General features: G+C 64.6%; 16 protein-coding genes. 4 read left to right on the forward strand and 12 right to left on the reverse strand.

Features of this window, described 5'->3' with window-relative positions; all coding sequences use genetic code 11:
• The first annotated feature begins 267 nt into the window (after window positions 1-267).
• Window positions 268-693: an Hsp20 family protein gene (locus J6500_RS25745; RefSeq protein WP_139479436.1), complete on the forward strand. Its 426-nt coding sequence runs from the start codon at window positions 268-270 to the stop codon at window positions 691-693.
• Window positions 694-743: 50 nt separating this feature from the next.
• A complete protein-coding gene (locus J6500_RS25750) occupies window positions 744-1010 on the forward strand; it encodes a BQ00720 family protein (RefSeq protein ID WP_225715500.1) in 267 nt (88 codons plus the stop codon).
• Between the two features lie 87 nt (window positions 1011-1097).
• Here J6500_RS25750 and J6500_RS25755 read toward each other — a convergent pair whose 3' ends face one another.
• The 3 genes from J6500_RS25755 to J6500_RS25765 all read right to left on the reverse strand — a co-directional run bounded on the left by J6500_RS25755 (window position 1098) and on the right by J6500_RS25765 (window position 3748).
• Entirely contained in the window at window positions 1098-1442 is a 345-nt protein-coding gene (locus J6500_RS25755) for a DUF6665 family protein (RefSeq protein ID WP_225715582.1), read from the reverse strand.
• Between the two features lie 336 nt (window positions 1443-1778).
• Window positions 1779-2909 (reverse strand): DUF5938 domain-containing protein, encoded by a 1131-nt coding sequence (locus J6500_RS25760; RefSeq protein WP_225715501.1) that lies wholly within the window; start codon window positions 2907-2909, stop codon window positions 1779-1781.
• Window positions 2910-2944: 35 nt separating this feature from the next.
• Entirely contained in the window at window positions 2945-3748 is an 804-nt protein-coding gene (locus J6500_RS25765; RefSeq protein WP_225715502.1) for an SDR family NAD(P)-dependent oxidoreductase, read from the reverse strand.
• 362 nt (window positions 3749-4110) lie between these two features.
• Between J6500_RS25765 and J6500_RS25770 the strand changes: the two genes are divergently transcribed.
• Window positions 4111-4716 carry a TetR/AcrR family transcriptional regulator gene (locus J6500_RS25770; protein WP_225715503.1) on the forward strand — a complete coding sequence of 202 codons (606 nt, stop codon included), beginning with the start codon at window positions 4111-4113 and terminating at the stop codon, window positions 4714-4716.
• Window positions 4717-4915: 199 nt separating this feature from the next.
• On the opposite strand, the gene ptsN is transcribed toward J6500_RS25770, so the two are convergent.
• The 8 genes from ptsN to J6500_RS25810 form a co-directional block, all read right to left on the reverse strand.
• Window positions 4916-5377 carry a PTS IIA-like nitrogen regulatory protein PtsN gene (gene ptsN, locus J6500_RS25775; protein WP_211985748.1) on the reverse strand — a complete coding sequence of 154 codons (462 nt, stop codon included), beginning with the start codon at window positions 5375-5377 and terminating at the stop codon, window positions 4916-4918.
• A gap of 232 nt (window positions 5378-5609) precedes the next feature.
• Window positions 5610-6209: a ribosome hibernation-promoting factor, HPF/YfiA family gene (gene hpf, locus J6500_RS25780; RefSeq protein ID WP_225715583.1), complete on the reverse strand. Its 600-nt coding sequence runs from the start codon at window positions 6207-6209 to the stop codon at window positions 5610-5612.
• A 188-nt stretch (window positions 6210-6397) separates the two neighbouring features.
• On the reverse strand, window positions 6398-8047 hold the full coding sequence (gene rpoN, locus J6500_RS25785) for an RNA polymerase factor sigma-54 (protein WP_225715504.1): 1650 nt from the start codon (window positions 8045-8047) through the stop codon (window positions 6398-6400).
• Window positions 8048-8137: 90 nt separating this feature from the next.
• Entirely contained in the window at window positions 8138-9124 is a 987-nt protein-coding gene (gene lptB, locus J6500_RS25790; RefSeq protein ID WP_225715505.1) for an LPS export ABC transporter ATP-binding protein, read from the reverse strand.
• A 249-nt stretch (window positions 9125-9373) separates the two neighbouring features.
• Complete coding sequence (locus J6500_RS25795) at window positions 9374-10114, reverse strand: LptA/OstA family protein (protein ID WP_225715506.1); 741 nt, start codon at window positions 10112-10114, stop codon at window positions 9374-9376.
• Window positions 10115-10143: 29 nt separating this feature from the next.
• Window positions 10144-10854 carry an LptA/OstA family protein gene (locus J6500_RS25800; protein ID WP_225715507.1) on the reverse strand — a complete coding sequence of 237 codons (711 nt, stop codon included), beginning with the start codon at window positions 10852-10854 and terminating at the stop codon, window positions 10144-10146.
• An 8-nt stretch (window positions 10855-10862) separates the two neighbouring features.
• Window positions 10863-11588 (reverse strand): LPS export ABC transporter periplasmic protein LptC, encoded by a 726-nt coding sequence (lptC, locus tag J6500_RS25805; RefSeq protein WP_225715508.1) that lies wholly within the window; start codon window positions 11586-11588, stop codon window positions 10863-10865.
• 191 nt (window positions 11589-11779) lie between these two features.
• On the reverse strand, window positions 11780-12394 hold the full coding sequence (locus tag J6500_RS25810) for a ribonuclease H-like domain-containing protein (RefSeq protein WP_225715509.1): 615 nt from the start codon (window positions 12392-12394) through the stop codon (window positions 11780-11782).
• A 279-nt stretch (window positions 12395-12673) separates the two neighbouring features.
• On the opposite strand from J6500_RS25810, the gene J6500_RS25815 reads away from it, so the two are divergent.
• Window positions 12674-13939, forward strand: coding sequence for an MFS transporter (locus tag J6500_RS25815; RefSeq protein WP_225715510.1), 1266 nt, complete (start codon window positions 12674-12676; stop codon window positions 13937-13939).
• A 32-nt stretch (window positions 13940-13971) separates the two neighbouring features.
• Here the strand turns inward: J6500_RS25815 and J6500_RS25820 are convergent, their stop codons facing one another.
• Window positions 13972-15372 carry an FAD-dependent oxidoreductase gene (locus J6500_RS25820; protein ID WP_225715511.1) on the reverse strand — a complete coding sequence of 467 codons (1401 nt, stop codon included), beginning with the start codon at window positions 15370-15372 and terminating at the stop codon, window positions 13972-13974.
• Window positions 15373-15510 lie beyond the last annotated feature (138 nt).

A 15510-nucleotide genomic window follows, 5' to 3' on the forward strand; every position in this document is an offset into this window, starting at 1 on the left:
GGCGGCCCGGCGATTGGGGAGCGGATCCGGGTGGTCGCCCCCCGCGACAAGCTGCATCTTTTTACGGCGGATGGCCGCAAGCGCGTCGGGAAATAACCGATCGGGAAGAATTTAGCCTCATGTTGCAGGCGTTTAGGCTGGTTTCGGGGCGGCTTGAACGCTATCCAGAACACCCCATATTGCTCACTGACCGGCGGGCCAAGACGGCCCGCCGGTTGCATGGGGCGCCGCAAGGGCCCCTCAAAGTCGCTTCGAGAGGACTTTGTAATGTCTCGTGTTCCATCGTTGTCCAGTCCGTTCCTTCTGGGATTCGACGAAATCGAGCGTGCGCTCGATCGGGTCGTGAAGGGCGCCGACGGCTATCCTCCCTACAACATCGAGCGGTTCGACCGGTCCAACGGCCAGCCCGAGCGGCTGCGCATCACGCTGGCGGTAGCAGGTTTTACCCGTGACCAACTCGATGTGACCATTGAGGAAAATCAGCTCGTCATCCGCGGCCGTCAGCAGGACGATAAGGCTCGGCAGTACATCCATCGCGGCATTGCCGCGCGCCACTTCCAGCGCACCTTCGTGCTGGCGGAGGGGATGCAGGTGCTGGGCGCGGACCTGAAGAACGGGCTGTTGTCGATCGACCTGGCCAGGCCGGAACCTGAACGGGTCATTAAGACAATCGCTATCAATGAACACGAATAATAGAAACCTGGAGCGGACTCGACCGCTTGTCTGACTGAGGAGTCGAGACCATGAGTGAAGCAAACGTCATGTTCCAATCCGACAGCGTCACGCCGGAAGCGCTGGCGCATTTGGGCGAGGGCCATATCGCCTATGTGAAGCAGGTCCGTTCCGAGGATGTGCCGGATCTCTTCCCGCAAGCCCCGAACCTTGCGCCGGGCCTGAAGCTGTTCGCGCTGCACGCCGCCGACGGCACGCCGATCATGCTGACCGACAGCCGCGAGGCCGCGATCGCGAACGCCTGGAGCAACGAGTTGCAGGCCGTCAGCGTCCATTAGACGCCGGCTGAATTCAGCATCCACGAGTTCAAATGCGCGGGCATGCCTCGACGAGGCGGCCCGCGCATTTTTAATGCGATGACGTCCTTATTGCGGTGAAGCCGATGTCAGCTTCGGCCCCATGCTGAGCTGAACCTCGGCGGGCACATTGTAGTCGCGCATCAGCATGCGGTTGTTGCGGAGCCCGCACGCTTCCCGCTGCACCACGAACATCCAGAGCGCGTGGCCGGCTTCCTTGACCAGCAGGCGCCGAGCCTGTTGTGTCGGCGCCGGTGCTTCTCCGTGCGGATGGGCGGCATCGAACTCGCGCAGTCTAGCAAGAGCTTGTTCCAGCGCGCGCCCCATGCGTCCGAGCGCAGAGGCTCTCTCTTCGACGAGCTCATAGGCGAGAACGTCGACGGGAACGCGATCGAGACGAAAATCGCGGAACATCCGTGATCCCTGGTTCGCACGCGCAATGTTGCGCATACCCCTCTTCTGGCGTCGCCGGCCGGTTGTCAACACACGTTCAAGCCAGCTGCGCGCGGATGTCCGGCTTCGGCACCTTGCCGACCTTGGAGCGCGGCAGATCGTTCCAGACGTCGATCTGCTTCCGCGTTCTTGTCGGATAATCGATGAAACGCATGGTCGGCACCAGACTAGACTGCGGGTGACGGGGGCTAGCGCGTCACCCGCAGCGAAGCGTTTTCGAGCGAAGTCGATACCGGATCGCGTGACGAAAACGCCTCAAACGAAAATCTTTGACTTCGATTTCATCTTCACTCGAGCTCAGTCGTGCACTGTCAGGATCGGCTTGCCGACGAGGCCGAAACTGCGCAACTGCCCGAGCAGCTCGCGGTGGCCGAACGCCTGGCAGCCGGACGCAAAGCCCACGCGCTTCGGCGGCTGTTGCAGCAGGGCGACCGCGGCATAGGCCTGCAGCATGCCGGTCTGCTTGTAATTGCTGTTGCCGTAAATGACGCAGTGCGCGCGGCCCAGCGGACCGGAGGCATGTACCGAATCCATCGACTTGTTGACGCGCGGGTTCTCGCGCGGCGGCATGGTGTTCATCACGCCGGCGGCGGTCTGCGCCAGCGCGGCGTAGCGATCGTCCGGGTTCATGTCCTTGGTCGCCTCCAGCGCAGCGGCGACGATCTGCGGCACGCCGAGCATCAGCGCGCGATTGAACACGCCGCCCAGCACCTTGACGTTGGCCACGCGCGGATCGTGCTTGAACCACACCGGGTGCGAGGTGCCGCCCCAGGGCAGCGCCAGCGCCAGCTCGTGCTGGCCGGGGATGGCGAGGTTGTAGAGGCCGGCATCGGGCTGATGCTCGACGTACTTGTTCTGCTCCAAATAGTACGCCTTGGCCATCGCGGCATTGACCAGGATGGTCTGCGTCGAGGCGATGGTCGGGCTGCCGCCCCAGAACACGGCGATGTCAAGCGTGTCGAGGCCGGGCGTCTCCAGGCACAGCTGCGCCGCGATCTCGCCGGTGGTGTACATCTGCGCGATCCCCGGCGCCAGCAACAGGCCGGCATTGGCGAACCTCGCGCCAAATTCCTGGTCGAGCGTGATCAGCCAGTCCTGCTCGCCGGTCGTGTCGGTGTAATGGCACCTGGCAGCCAGGCAGGCCTGCACCACCTCGCCGCCGAACCTGGCGAAGGGGCCGACGGTGTTGAGCACCACCGAGGCACCCTTGAACAATTCGGTCAGCGCGGCCACGGTGTGCGGCACTGCCACCACCTCGTAGTCGGCGGTCTCGATGCCGGCCACGTTCGACTTCATCGCGGCGTTGAGCTTCTCGGCGCTGCGGCCGGCGGCGATGAAGGGGACGTTGTACTCGCGCAGATATTCGCAGACCAGCCGGCCGGTGTAGCCGGACGCGCCATAGACGATGACGGGCTTCTTCTCGCTCATTGCAATCCTCCGAAATCGATTCCTGGTGCGCGCTGCTACATGCCCATACCGCCGTCGACCGGCAGGCCGATGCCGGTGATGAAGCGGGCATCGTTCGAGCACAGGAACACTGCGGCATCGGCGATGTCGCCGACCTCGGCGAGCTTGCCGAGCGGCGTCTGCTCCACCACCGAGCCGACGGCGGCATTGACGTCGGGCGCGAGACCGATCTTCACGATGTCATTGGCGAGCTGCATGCCCATGTCGGTCGGAATCAGCCCGGGATAGATGCAGTTGACGCGCACGCCGTAGCCGAGCTTGCCGGCTTCCATCGCCGCGACCCGCGTCATGCGGTCGACCGCGGATTTGGTGCCGGAGTAAACGGCGATGCTCGGGAAGGCGATGGTTGCTGCGACCGAGGCGATGTTGACGATCGCGCCGCCCTTGCCTGCCGGCCCGCCCGGCCGCATCGCGCGGAAGGCGTGCTTCATGCCGAGCACGGTGCCGACGATATTGACGTCGCACATCCGCCGCGCGTCCTCGGCCTTGATCTCGCTGACCAGCGAGGTGATCTCGATGCCGGCATTGTTGATCAGGATGTCATAGCCGCCGAGCGTTTCGACCGTCGCGGCGACGGCCCGTTCCCACTGCGCGTCGTCGGTGACGTCGAGCTTTGCAAAACCGGTCTTGACGCCGGCCTTCGCGATCTCGGCAGCGGTGGTCTTGCCGGCATCGTCGAGGATGTCGCCGATCATGATCGCGGCGCCGGATTGCGCCAGCGCCTGGGCGATCGCCGCGCCAATTCCCCGGGCGCCGCCGGTGACCAGGGCTTTCCTGCCTTCAAGGCTCTTCCCACGCATGACGTCATCCTCCCTTTGCTGGTGTTTGGCTGGTGCTGGCGATGGGGCAGCAGGTGCCGGCGGGCTGCCGCGCTCTTGCCGCCAGGCAACCGAATTCGGCAGCGGCGGAGCGCAGCATCGGCGCCCCAGCGATCACGTCTCCTCCCTGGCTGATAGATTGGTCAGCCGTCTTGACGGTTGTCCAAATTTCTTGAGCCGAGCCTCGTCCAGGAACTTGACACTTGTCAAGCCAAAATTTGACAAGTGTCAAAGAGGGTGGTTGTGAAGGATGGAGCGCGCCGCGACCGGCGCGCTATAAGTCGATGCGGCGACGGACGGAGGGAAGGCACGAGATGGCGCGGCAAGCGACAGGAGCGGCCCGAGTGGCCGCGGCGGCCGAAACGCTGCGCGACGAGAAATTCAACGCGCGGCGGATCGAACTTGCGGAAGCCGCGCTCGAGACCCTCGGCGAGCTCGGCTTCGCGCGCACCAGCCTGCGCGAGATCGCGCAGAATTCCGCGTTCACGCACGGCGTGTTTCACTACTACTTCAGCGACAAGCTCGACCTGATCTGCTGCTGCGTGCGCCACTACAAGGCGAAATGCGTGACACGCTACGACGAGGTGGTGGCGTCTGCGCAGGACCGTGAGCAGTTGATGGAAGGCTTCCTCGCCAAGCTTGCCGCGACGCTCAAGACCGAAGCGCACATGCACCGGCTCTGGTACGACCTGCGCTCGCAGGCGATGTTCGAGGCCGCCTTCCGCAAAGATGTGCTTGAGATCGACAAGAGTCTCGAAGCCATGATCTGGCGCATCGCCTCGCGCTACGCCGAGCTCGGCAACAAGCGCCCGGCATCGTCACCGGCCGCGCTGTACGCGCTGTTCGACGGCCTGTTCCAAAGCGCACTGCTCAGGCATCTCGCCGACGACGAGAAGGCGATCCCCGACCTGCTCGACGAAGTCCGCCGGCTGCTGCCGACGATCTGCTGAACGATTTCGATCGACAACGAAGACATCGTAGCCCGGATGAAGCGCAGCGCAATCCGGGATTCGCGCCAGCTGCAAGACCTCCCCGGATTACGCTTTCGCTCCATCCCGGCTCCGAAGTGAGGCTATCGGACAACGCGTCGCCGTGCACCGGCTCGTGACGAGCGGGCTATACGCTGATGACAGACGGGCGAATGAAAGCTTACGCCGCGCTCGCCGGCGGCAGCGCCAGCACCGAGTAGATCGCCTGTGCGTCGCGGGAGGCGCGCAGCTTCTTGGCGACGTCCTGGTCGCGCAGCAGGCGGGCGATGCGCGCCAGCGCCTTGAGGTGGTCGGCGCCGGCGCCCTCGGGCGCCAGCAACAGGAAGATCAGGTCGACCGGCTGGCCGTCCATCGCCTCGAAATCGATCGGTCGATCGAGACGGGCGAACAGGCCGAACAACTTCTCCAGCTTGGGCAGCTTGCCGTGCGGAATGGCGACGCCGTAGCCGACCGCCGTGGTGCCGAGCTTCTCGCGCTGCAGCAGCACCTCGAACACCGCGCGCTCGTTCTGGCCGGTCAGCGCCGAGGCACGCGCGGCAAGTTCCTGCAGCGCCTGCTTCTTGCTGATGACCTTCAAAGCCGGGAGAATCGCCTCGGGTGCGACCAAATCGGTAATCGGCATTGGGACGTTCCGAGGTGAATGAGACCGTCAGGTTGCGAAATAGGCTTTACAGCGGCGGCGTCAAGAAGATGAGGCGGGATGCGGGCTTAGCCCGGGTCCATCTGGCAGGGCTTCTACTCCAACGCATCGGCGGTGCCAACACCGGCAAGACCCTGTTCCGCCCCTTATTGCTTGGGGCGGCGGACCATAAGCAGGGCTGGCTTCCGACGTCAATGCCATCCGCCATATATCCTCAGGGGGTCACCGATGGGGGGTCGACCCAGCCCACATTGCCGTCCGTACGGCGGTAAATGATGTTCACCCGGCCGCTGCCGCCATGCTGGAACACCAGGCAGGAAGCGCCGCTCAAATCCAGCTCCATGACGGCCTCGCTGACCGACAGCCGCTTCAGCGCCGTGGTTGCCTCGGCAATGATCACCGGGCTGTATTCGGTAACTTCGTCCTCGTTCTCGGGCGCCTCGATGACGTAGCTTGGCGCATCGAGCCCGACACCGTTGAGCTCGGCAAGCGCGGCGGTCGCTGCATAGGCCTTGCGGGCCGAGCGGTCCTTCAGCCGGCTCTTGTAGCGGCGCAGACGCTTCTCGATCATCAGCAGCGCCGCATCGGCGCTGGCATAGGCATCGGTCGCATTGGACTCGGCTTCCAGCGTGATGCCGGAATCCAGATGCAGCGCGCAATCGGTCCGGAAGCCGAAGCCATCCTTGCTCAGCGTGATGTGACCGGAATAGTTGCCATCAAAATACTTTCGCAGGACCTCGTCGGTGCGCTCGCTGACGCGCGCCCGAAGCGCCTCGCCGATGCTGATGCTCTTTCCCGAGATTCGAAGGGTCATTTGATGCCTCGATTGCTGGATACCTCGATCACTCTCTTGCCGGAGCATGATGGTTTCTGAATTTCCGCCAACCTTCCTTTCCGGGTCATGCTGCACAAGGCGAAGATTGAGACTATCGCGATTTGAGGCGAACGCAACGACAGCCTGATCCTGCCGGGATGTCGGCAGGATCATCCTCAAGGGGGTACTTAAACTGCGGCGGTGTCGCGGGACCGGTCGGATGAAGAGGCAGGGGACGAAAGGGCATTGCCGAGCATGCTCTGTTTGTCGCGGCGGCGCTGCACCGAAGACGGGATCCGCATCGCCTCGCGGTACTTCGCGACGGTGCGGCGGGCAATATCAATGCCGGACGCGCGCAAACGTTCCACGATCGTGTCGTCGGACAGGATCGCGGTCGGCGCCTCGGCATCGATCAGCTGCTTGATGTGGTGACGCACCGCTTCGGCCGAATGCGCCTCGCCGCCATCGGCCGAGGCGATCGAGGCGGTGAAGAAATACTTCAATTCAAAACTGCCGCGGTTGGTCGCCATGTATTTGTTCGCGGTCACGCGCGACACCGTCGATTCGTGCATCTGGATGGCGTCCGCCACCGCCTTCAGATTGAGCGGCCGCAAATGCGCGACGCCATGGGTGAAGAAGCCGTCCTGCTGGCGCACGATCTCGGTTGCAACTTTGAGGATGGTGCGGGCGCGCTGATCGAGCGCGCGCACCAGCCAGGTCGCGTTCTGCAGGCAGTCGGTGAAGTACGACTTGTCGCCGTCCTTGCGGATCGTCTTCGACAGTTCGGTGTAGTAGGTCTGGTTCACCAGGACGCGCGGCAGAGTGTCGCTGTTCAGCTCGACATGCCAGCCGCCGTCCGGACCGGGCCGCACATAGACGTCGGGCACCATGGTCTGGGCGCGCGCGGTGCTGAACTTCAACCCCGGCTTCGGATCGAGCCTGCGGATCTCCGCGATCATGTCGGTGATGTCTTCGTCGTCGACGCCGCAGAGCTTTCGCAAGCCCGCGATGTCGCGCTTGGCGAGCAGGTCGAGATGCTCGACCAGCGCCTGCATCGCGGGATCGTAGCGGTCGAGCTCGCGCAGCTGGATCGCCAGGCACTCGCTGAGGTTACGCGCGCAGACGCCGGGCGGATCGAATTTCTGCAGCATCGCGACGACCTCGTCGACAGCGGCCTGCGACGCGCCGAGCCGCTCGGCGGCCTGGCCGAGATCGGCCGGCAGGTAGCCGGCGTCATCGACCAGGTCGATCAGATATTGGCCGATCATGCGCTGCGCCGGCGCAGAGAACGCCACCGCGAGCTGCTCGGCGAGGTGATCAGCCAGCGTCACCTCGGCGGCGACGAAGGCCTCGAGATTGTACTCGTCGTCGCTGGAAGCGCCGCCGCCCCATTCGGTGTAGACGGAAGGCGGCGCGTCCTGCGCGGCATGCGCGGCCGCCTCAGCCGGCTCCTCGGTGAAGACGTTGTCGAGGCGAGTGTCGAGCGTCTGCTCGATCTCGGCACGGCTGCCGAGGTCGCGGTTCAGCCACTCCTCCTGGCCCGGCTCGAACCCGCTATCGCCCGTGGAACCGCCGGCCATGTCGCCATGGTCGTCGCCATCGCCGCCCGATCCATCAGACTCCGCGTAATCCGCCCGCTCCGCGACGTGCTCGCCTGCCACGGGCGGTTCCGGGCCGTCGGCGGCCCGCTCCAGCAGCGGATTGCGCTCGAGTTCCTCCTCGACAAAGGTCGACAGATCAAGGTTCGACAGCTGCAGCAGCTTGATCGCCTGCATCAGCTGCGGCGTCATGACCAGCGATTGCGACTGGCGGAACTCTAGTCTCTGCGTCAGCGCCATGGAGGCAAGATCGACCCTAAAAGTTGGCTCGATTCTTGCTTATCCTAGTCCAGCACAGTTGTATATGGCTTGACGGAACAGAAAGTTGCGCTAGAGGCGGAACTCTTCGCCAAGGTAAAGACGCCGCACGTCCGGATCGTTGACGATCTCCTCCGGACTGCCTTCCGTCAAGATCTCGCCGGCATAGACGATATACGCACGGTCGGTGAGGCCGAGCGTCTCGCGAACGTTGTGGTCGGTGATCAGCACGCCGATGCCGCGATTGGTGAGATGGCGAACCAGATCCTGGATGTCACCCACCGCAATCGGGTCGATGCCGGCGAACGGCTCGTCGAGCAGCATGTAATTCGGGCGCGTCGCCAGCGCCCGGGCGATTTCGACGCGACGGCGCTCGCCGCCTGAGAGCGCGATCGAAGGGCTCTTGCGCAGGCGCGTGATATTGAACTCGTCGAGCAGCGAATCGAGCTCATGCTCGCGCTTCTTCTTCGAGGGCTCGACGACCTCGAGCACCGCGCGGATATTCTGCTCGACGGACAGGCCGCGGAAGATCGACGCTTCCTGCGGCAAATAGCCGATACCGAGGCGCGCGCGCTGGTACATCGGCAGCCGGGTGACGTCGTGGCCGTCAAGCTCGATCGCACCGCGATCGGCCTTGATCAGGCCGGTGATCATGTAGAACACGGTGGTCTTGCCGGCACCGTTCGGCCCCAGCAGGCCGACCGCCTCGCCGCGGCGGACATAGATGCTGACGCCGCGCACCACTTGGCGGCTGCCAAAACTCTTTTCCACGCTATGCACAGCCAGATAGCCCGGCCGCCCGATCAGCTGCGGGGCGGCAGCACCGTTGCCCTTCGCCCGTCTCGGGCGCGCCGGCGCCGGGGCGGGCGCCGGTTGCGGCCGCAGCTCGACGCCGGCAACCGGGGCAGCGGCGCGCGCCATCGGCGGCGCATCCCGCACCGGGCTTGCCAGCATATCGCCGAACGAATCGTCGAGCGCGGTGATGTCGTCATGCGCGCGTGCAAAGCCGTGACCGCGTTTCGCAGGGCGCCGTCGGAACATGCCGAGAAAATCCACCATCCCTGCTTCGCTTCAACCTCTCACGGCCTTCTGCGCGACCAGCGCGAAGCGCGTTTGCGCAAGAAACCATGCTCAAACAATGACGCAAGGCGCGATGACCGCGCCTTGAAATGAGTGGATGCCCCGGCCCGGCCAGCGTCACGATCCCCCTCGGGTCCGTCCCGGACCGTTGCTGTAGATACAGTCTCACCCTGCGCGCTTCAACCTCGCGGTCGCATGTTATTGTCTAACATATTGATTTATTGAGAGTTACCTTGACTTTCCCTGGGCCGGCAAAGGCGCTGCGCTGGCCGACGGGCCGCAATCCTGTCCGCCACCGCCTGTCGTCGCCGTCACCTTGCCCGTCCCGCTCTCGGAGTCCACGCGCGAAACGCCGGTGGTCATGTCGACCCGCAGGCGGTCGCCGCGCAGCACACTGTTGCACTGCGTCAGCACCACCTGAACGCCACCGCCGCCGAGCACCGTGATCAGATTGGCCTTGGCGTCGAAGATCGCGATCTCGCCGGTGACGGTCTGGTCCCTCTGGGTGACGACGACGCTGCCCTTGGCTTCCAGCCGCTTGATCGAAGACGCGCCGCCCGGGCCGGGCGGGGCCGCTTGTGTCGGACCGGATTGCGTCGGAGCCGCTTGTGTCGGCGCACCCACTGGTCCCTTGGCTTGCTTGTTGCTGCCGGCCGGTGCGGACGGTTGCGCAGACTTGTCCTTATCCTCGTAGAACACCACCAGGACCTTGGAGGTCATCGTGGTGTCGCCCTGCACCACCTTCACATTGCCGGAGAAGGTGGCCTCCTTCTTCTTGTCGCGCATTTCGAGAACGGCGGCTTCGATCCGGACCGGCTGGTCGCGGTTCTGAACAAAGCCCTGCATCGCGTTGGGCACCGACCCTGCGCTCTGTCCATAGACCTGCTCGAAGGTGATCGGCGCGAACACGACGGCGGCGATCGCGCAAGCCCGCGACAGCAGCATCGTCATTGTCCGTCGTCTGATCATGTTACGCCGCCACAGTTGAACCGCCGTCGTTACTTCGGCTTGCCCGCACCCGGAATCAGCGAGGGAAGCGCCGGGCTTCCGCCTGGCGCGGCCGCCGTTCCGCAGCCACCGCTGCCGCCTTGTCCGCTCTTGTCGGTCTGGATGAACAGACCCTGCACCTTGCCGTTGTCGGACTCGACGCGCGAGACGCCCGTGGTCATGTCGACCAGCAGACGGTCGCCGCGCAGCACGTTCTGGCACTGCGTCAGCACCACCTGCGCGCCGCCACCGCCGATCATCGTGATCAGGTTGGTCTTGGTGTCGAAGATCGCGGTCTCGCCGGTGACGACCTGATCCTTCTGGGTGACGACGACGTTGCCCTTCGCCTCCAGCCGCTTGATCGAGGACGCGCCGCCCGGACCGGGCTTCGCCGACTGCATCGGGGCGCCCTTCGCGCCCTTTGCACCCTTCGCGGGCACCGCCGGCTGAGAGGATTTGTCTTCGTAGAACACGTCGAGCGACTTCGAGGTCATCGTGGTGTCGCCTTGCACGACCTTCACGTTGCCGGCGAAGGTCGCCTCCTTCTTCTTGTCACGCATCTCGAGCGTGGCGGCCTCGATCTGGATCGGCTGGTCGCGATTCTGCGAAAAACCCTGCATGGCGTTGGGAACGCCGCTCATCTTGCTCTGCGCGGACGCAGCGCTTGCGCCGAACAGCGCGAGCATGAAGGCAGCGATTGCGATGCAGGGAAAACGTCTCATGAAAAAAATCATCTCGGGTTGGCGGATTTGCGCGCCTTTTGCGGCGGCGGAGGTGGCGCGGGCTCGGCCGGATGGCTGATCGGGGTGTCGCCGAGCTTGTCCAGGTTCATCACCACATTGCCTTCGAAGCGCACCAGCTCGCCGCTGTTGAAGATCCTGAGCTTGTCGGCGGTCAGCGTGCCGTCGAGCAGCTTGACGTCGACATGCTCGTCCGACGACACGTTGCCCTTGTTGATGTCGACGAACGCCTGGGTCATCTTGGCTTCATAGCCGGTCGACGACTGCAGGAAGATGTCCTGGCGCAAATCGAGCAATTGCTTCTTGTTGTCGAAGAAGCCGGTGCGCGCATCCATCATCACCGTCGACTGGTCCTCCATCGCCACCTTGGCGCGGATCGTCTTCAGCTCGACATGATCAGGATCGGTGACGTCCTGGATCGCGGCCTTGGCCCACATCTCGTAGGGTCGCCCGTCGTTGGAGAAGCCGGCGAGGTGTGGCGATTCCATCGTGATCTTGGTGCCCGACACCACGAGATTGTCCATCTCCAGCGGCACGTTGGGCATCAGGGCACGGAACGGGTTGACCACCGAGACGAACACGATTGCGGCCAGCGACAGCACGACGGCCGCCGGCACCGCAATGCGCAAGATCCGCACCATGCGGCTGTGGCGCGCGGCGGCGGCAAAGCGCGCCTCGAGGCCTGCGACATAGGCTGGATTCTGAACCGAACTCACACGTGCTCCAGAGGCGCGAAATCGGCGCCTATTCTACCCGGAGCTGTCCAAATGTGCAGCCCGGACCTCGCGTCGCGCCCCATGCGTCCCCCCAAAGGACCTCGGGCGCGACCACGCGTGAACAGTTTGGCCGAAACGGGGCGAAAATGCCCTCCCGCGACCGAAATCGCCCCAAGGTCACGAACCCGATGTCATGAATGGGCGAAGATGTCCTCGGCCTCCCAGCCGCCGAGATCCAGCCTGGCGCGGGTGGGCAGGAAGTCGAAGCAGGCCTTCGCCAGCTCCGTCCGGCCCTCGCGCACCAGCATGGCGTCGAGCCGCTCGCGCAGCGCATGCAGATGCAGCACGTCGGAGGCGGCGTAGGCGAGCTGGGCCTCGCTGAGGCCCGATGAGCCCCAGTCGCTCGACTGCTGCTGCTTGGAGAGCTCGATGTTCAGGACCTCGCGCACCAGGTCCTTCAGCCCGTGGCGGTCGGTATAGGTGCGCGACAGCCGCGAGGCGATCTTGGTGCAATAGACCGGCGTCGTCATCACGCCGAAGGTGTTGTAGAGCACTGCGACGTCGAAGCGGGCGTAATGGAAGATCTTGGTGACCTTGGGATTGGCCAGCAGCGCCTTCAGGTTCGGCGCGTCGGTGTGGCCCTGCGGAATCTGGATCACATCGGCGGTGCCGTCGCCATTCGACATCTGCACCACGCAGAGCCGGTCGCGATGCGGATTGAGCCCCATGGTCTCGGTATCGATCGCAACCGAATCGGAGTAGCGGGACAGGTCGGGCAGGTCGCCGCGATGCAGGCGGATGGTCATGAAGTACGGCCTCGGGTCTTGGTCGATTCGACGCGAGACACTAGCCTTCAAATGCCCCCGATGCGAGCGGATAGGCGTATTTTCGGGCCGAGAACCGGGTTTTCGCGGCCCTGTCACCCGCGTCGAGGCACAACGGCAATCGGCGCGAATCCGGCGATTTTCAGACGAGAGTTGCGCATCGATACGCGTTTTTGCACCCCACGGCCGATGACATCCGGCACAGGCCGCCTTATGTGATGGCGGCAGCCCCACGCCCCTCATCCGCGAAACAAGAGTCTCATGTCCGAGCAGACCATCGCCGCGCCGATCGCCGACCCGGAAGAGCGCGGCTTCTCGCGCTACCAGTCGTTCCTGGTGGCGCTGCTTGCGCTCACCCAGTTTACGCTGATCATCGACTTCATCATCATGTCGCCGCTCGGCGCCATCCTGATGCCGGCGCTCAACATCACGGCCGGGCAGTTCGGCGTCGCGGTGTCGGCCTATGCGTTCGCGGCCGGGATTTCCGGCATCCTTGCCGCCGGCTTTGCCGACCGTTTCGACCGCAAGCGGCTGCTGCTGTTCTTCTACGTCGGCTTCACGATCGGCACCGGACTATGCGCGCTGGCGCAGGATTTCCACGTGCTCCTGCTCGGGAGGATCGTGACCGGGCTGTTCGCCGGCGTGATCGGATCCGTCGTGCTCGCGATCGTCGCCGATCTGTTCCCGCTGCATCTGCGCGGCCGCGTCATGGGCTTCGTGCAGACCGCGTTCGCCGCGAGCCAGGTGCTTGGCGTTCCCGCCGGCCTGTTTCTCGCCAACCACTGGAATTGGCACATCTGCTTCGTGGCCATCGTCGGCCTCTCGATCGCGGTGATGTCGGCCATCGCGCTGGTGATGCAGCCGGTCGACGCGCATCTGAAGCTGCAGCACGACAGCAATCCGTTCCAGCACCTGATCTCGACCGTCACCCAGCCGCGCTACACGCTGGCCTTCATGGTGACGACGCTGCTGGCGACCGGCGGCTTCATGCTGATGCCGTTCGGCAGCGCCTTCACCGTGCACAATCTCGGCATCGACATCGTGCATTTGCCGACGATCTATCTGGTCACCGGCCTGTTCGCCATCGCGCTCGGACCGCTGGTCGGGCGCGCCAGCGACGCGTTCGGCAAATATCCGACCTTCGTGTTCGGCAGCGCGGTGTCGGTCATCATGGTGCTGATCTACACCCATCTCGGCCACGTCTCGCTCGTCACCGCGATCGTGGTCAATGTGCTGATGTTCGTCGGCATCTTCTCGCGCATGATCCCGTCGCAGGCGCTCATGACGGCGATTCCCGACGCCAGCCAGCGCGGCGCGTTCAACGCGGTGTCATCGTCCGTGCAGCAGCTCTCCGGCGGCCTCGGCTCGGTGGTGGCGGCCGCGATCGTCGCGGAGAATCCGGACGGCTCGCTGCTGCATTTCGACTGGATCGGCTACGTCGTGGTGGCGACCTCGATCATTTCAGTTACCGCGATGTACTTCGTGCAGAGGCAGGTCGCACGACGGAGCGGGAGGCGCATCGTCTGACCCGCCGGCCGCACTGGAGGTATTAGAATCGATCAGCCGTTCAGCAGCGCCGCCATCCGATCGCGATCGATGATGTTGGGATCCGGCGGCAATGTCTGGCCATCGAGTTCGGCCAGCTTCGCGGCGACGCGTGGTCTGGCAATGACGTCCTGCGGAAGCGCAAGGCACATTGCGATCTCGATCACCCCGCGGAGCACGTCGGCGTCTTCGCCCGCGGCGGCGAGCAACCTGGCCGTCACCGGATTCGGCGCCGGCATCGGAAGTCCCTGCTCCAGCGCATTCATCTCGGCGATGCGCGCGCGGTCGGCGGCGATCTGGTTTCGATAGAACGGAGCGACCTGGCGTTCGGTCTCCGCGTCGTACTCCCGCGCGAACGCTTGCGGATCGTTGATGTGCCGACGCGCAACGTCGCGGAGCACCTGGGCCTGCAGCAGACCGACGCTCAAGCCACGCCCCGCGGACGGGTTGGTACACGCCCATGCATCACCTACGACAGCAAAGCCGGTGATGACCGGCTGGCCATCGACCATGAGCCGCCGATAGCGGTCGAGAACTCCGGTCAGCAGGAGGACGGGAGTGATCGGCTCTCCGTCGAGCCAGTGCGCCTGCCGCGCGCATGCCGAGACGACGCGATGGAACGCCGCCGTGTCACGCAAGCCCCGCATCGCCTTGTTTTTCGACGAGGTGTACAGGGTGACCGACCATGTGTCGTTGTCGCCATCCAGCGTCAGGATCGAGAACAGACCCATCGGAGTCAGCGCGCGCCCGATCCTGCGCGGCCGCTGCTGCCCCGAAAAATAGCGCGTGAAGTAGACGAAGTTGCTGTCCTCCGCTTCCTCGATCGGGCGGCGGCCTCCCGCACCAGCGATCCATTCGCAGGCGGGACTGCGCCGCCCCATCGCGTCGATGACGAGATCGCCGCGAATCTCCTCGCCGGCCGTCGTGCGCACGCCTGAAACGTGCGGCACCCCGGCGACGGCCGACGCGCCCGTGATCAATTCGCGGACCTTGGTCCCCCGACGGATGGTCACATTGGGTGCCGCTTGCGCCATGCTCGCGACGGCCCACTCAATGATTGGCCTCCGGCCGGTGACGCACCGTAACGCCTCGTCGGTCGGGCGTGGCGCCCGATCCGTTATGCCGGGAGGCAAGTTGTCGAGATAGTCCACCCAGACACAGCCGGCCCGAAGCAGGCCATCGGTCAATCCCGGTAGTTCCCGATCGCTGATCATCCGGAAGAGCGAAACGAGATTGTGGGGCTGCCTGAACTGGGCAACGCCGGGTCGTTCCCAGACGTCCCACCCCTCGACCGAGGCTGCGGGTCGGTCGGCATGATCGGCTTCCAGAACGGTGACGCTGTGACCGTCACGGCCTAGCATCGCCGCCGCACACAACCCGATCACGCCACCACCGCAAATGAGAATCCTGCTCATCGCTTCCTCCCGGTTGTTCGGTGGCGCACGCGGAAGACATGTGAAGTCGTCGTGGAGCCGGAACTGCTCAGGAAATAGGTCGACCCGACGAACCGGAGGTTCAGAGCTGAGATCTGGATTCGGCATTCCCGCCGCGCC

The sequence above is a fragment of the Bradyrhizobium semiaridum genome (assembly GCF_020329505.1).
Lineage (GTDB): Bacteria > Pseudomonadota > Alphaproteobacteria > Rhizobiales > Xanthobacteraceae > Bradyrhizobium > Bradyrhizobium semiaridum.

Coding starts and splice junctions, on each gene's coding strand:
- J6500_RS25745 (WP_139479436.1), top strand. CDS start 268: ATGTCTCGTGTTCCATCGTTGTCCAGTCCGTTCCTTCTGGGATTCGAC.
- J6500_RS25750 (WP_225715500.1), top strand. CDS start 744: ATGAGTGAAGCAAACGTCATGTTCCAATCCGACAGCGTCACGCCGGAA.
- J6500_RS25755 (WP_225715582.1), bottom strand. CDS start 1,442: ATGTTCCGCGATTTTCGTCTCGATCGCGTTCCCGTCGACGTTCTCGCC.
- J6500_RS25760 (WP_225715501.1), bottom strand. CDS start 2,909: ATGAGCGAGAAGAAGCCCGTCATCGTCTATGGCGCGTCCGGCTACACC.
- J6500_RS25765 (WP_225715502.1), bottom strand. CDS start 3,748: ATGCGTGGGAAGAGCCTTGAAGGCAGGAAAGCCCTGGTCACCGGCGGC.
- ptsN (WP_211985748.1), bottom strand. CDS start 5,377: ATGCCGATTACCGATTTGGTCGCACCCGAGGCGATTCTCCCGGCTTTG.
- hpf (WP_225715583.1), bottom strand. CDS start 6,209: ATGACCCTTCGAATCTCGGGAAAGAGCATCAGCATCGGCGAGGCGCTT.
- rpoN (WP_225715504.1), bottom strand. CDS start 8,047: ATGGCGCTGACGCAGAGACTAGAGTTCCGCCAGTCGCAATCGCTGGTC.
- lptB (WP_225715505.1), bottom strand. CDS start 9,124: ATGGTGGATTTTCTCGGCATGTTCCGACGGCGCCCTGCGAAACGCGGT.
- J6500_RS25795 (WP_225715506.1), bottom strand. CDS start 10,114: ATGATCAGACGACGGACAATGACGATGCTGCTGTCGCGGGCTTGCGCG.
- J6500_RS25800 (WP_225715507.1), bottom strand. CDS start 10,854: ATGAGACGTTTTCCCTGCATCGCAATCGCTGCCTTCATGCTCGCGCTG.
- J6500_RS25810 (WP_225715509.1), bottom strand. CDS start 12,394: ATGACCATCCGCCTGCATCGCGGCGACCTGCCCGACCTGTCCCGCTAC.
- J6500_RS25815 (WP_225715510.1), top strand. CDS start 12,674: ATGTCCGAGCAGACCATCGCCGCGCCGATCGCCGACCCGGAAGAGCGC.
- J6500_RS25820 (WP_225715511.1), bottom strand. CDS start 15,372: ATGAGCAGGATTCTCATTTGCGGTGGTGGCGTGATCGGGTTGTGTGCG.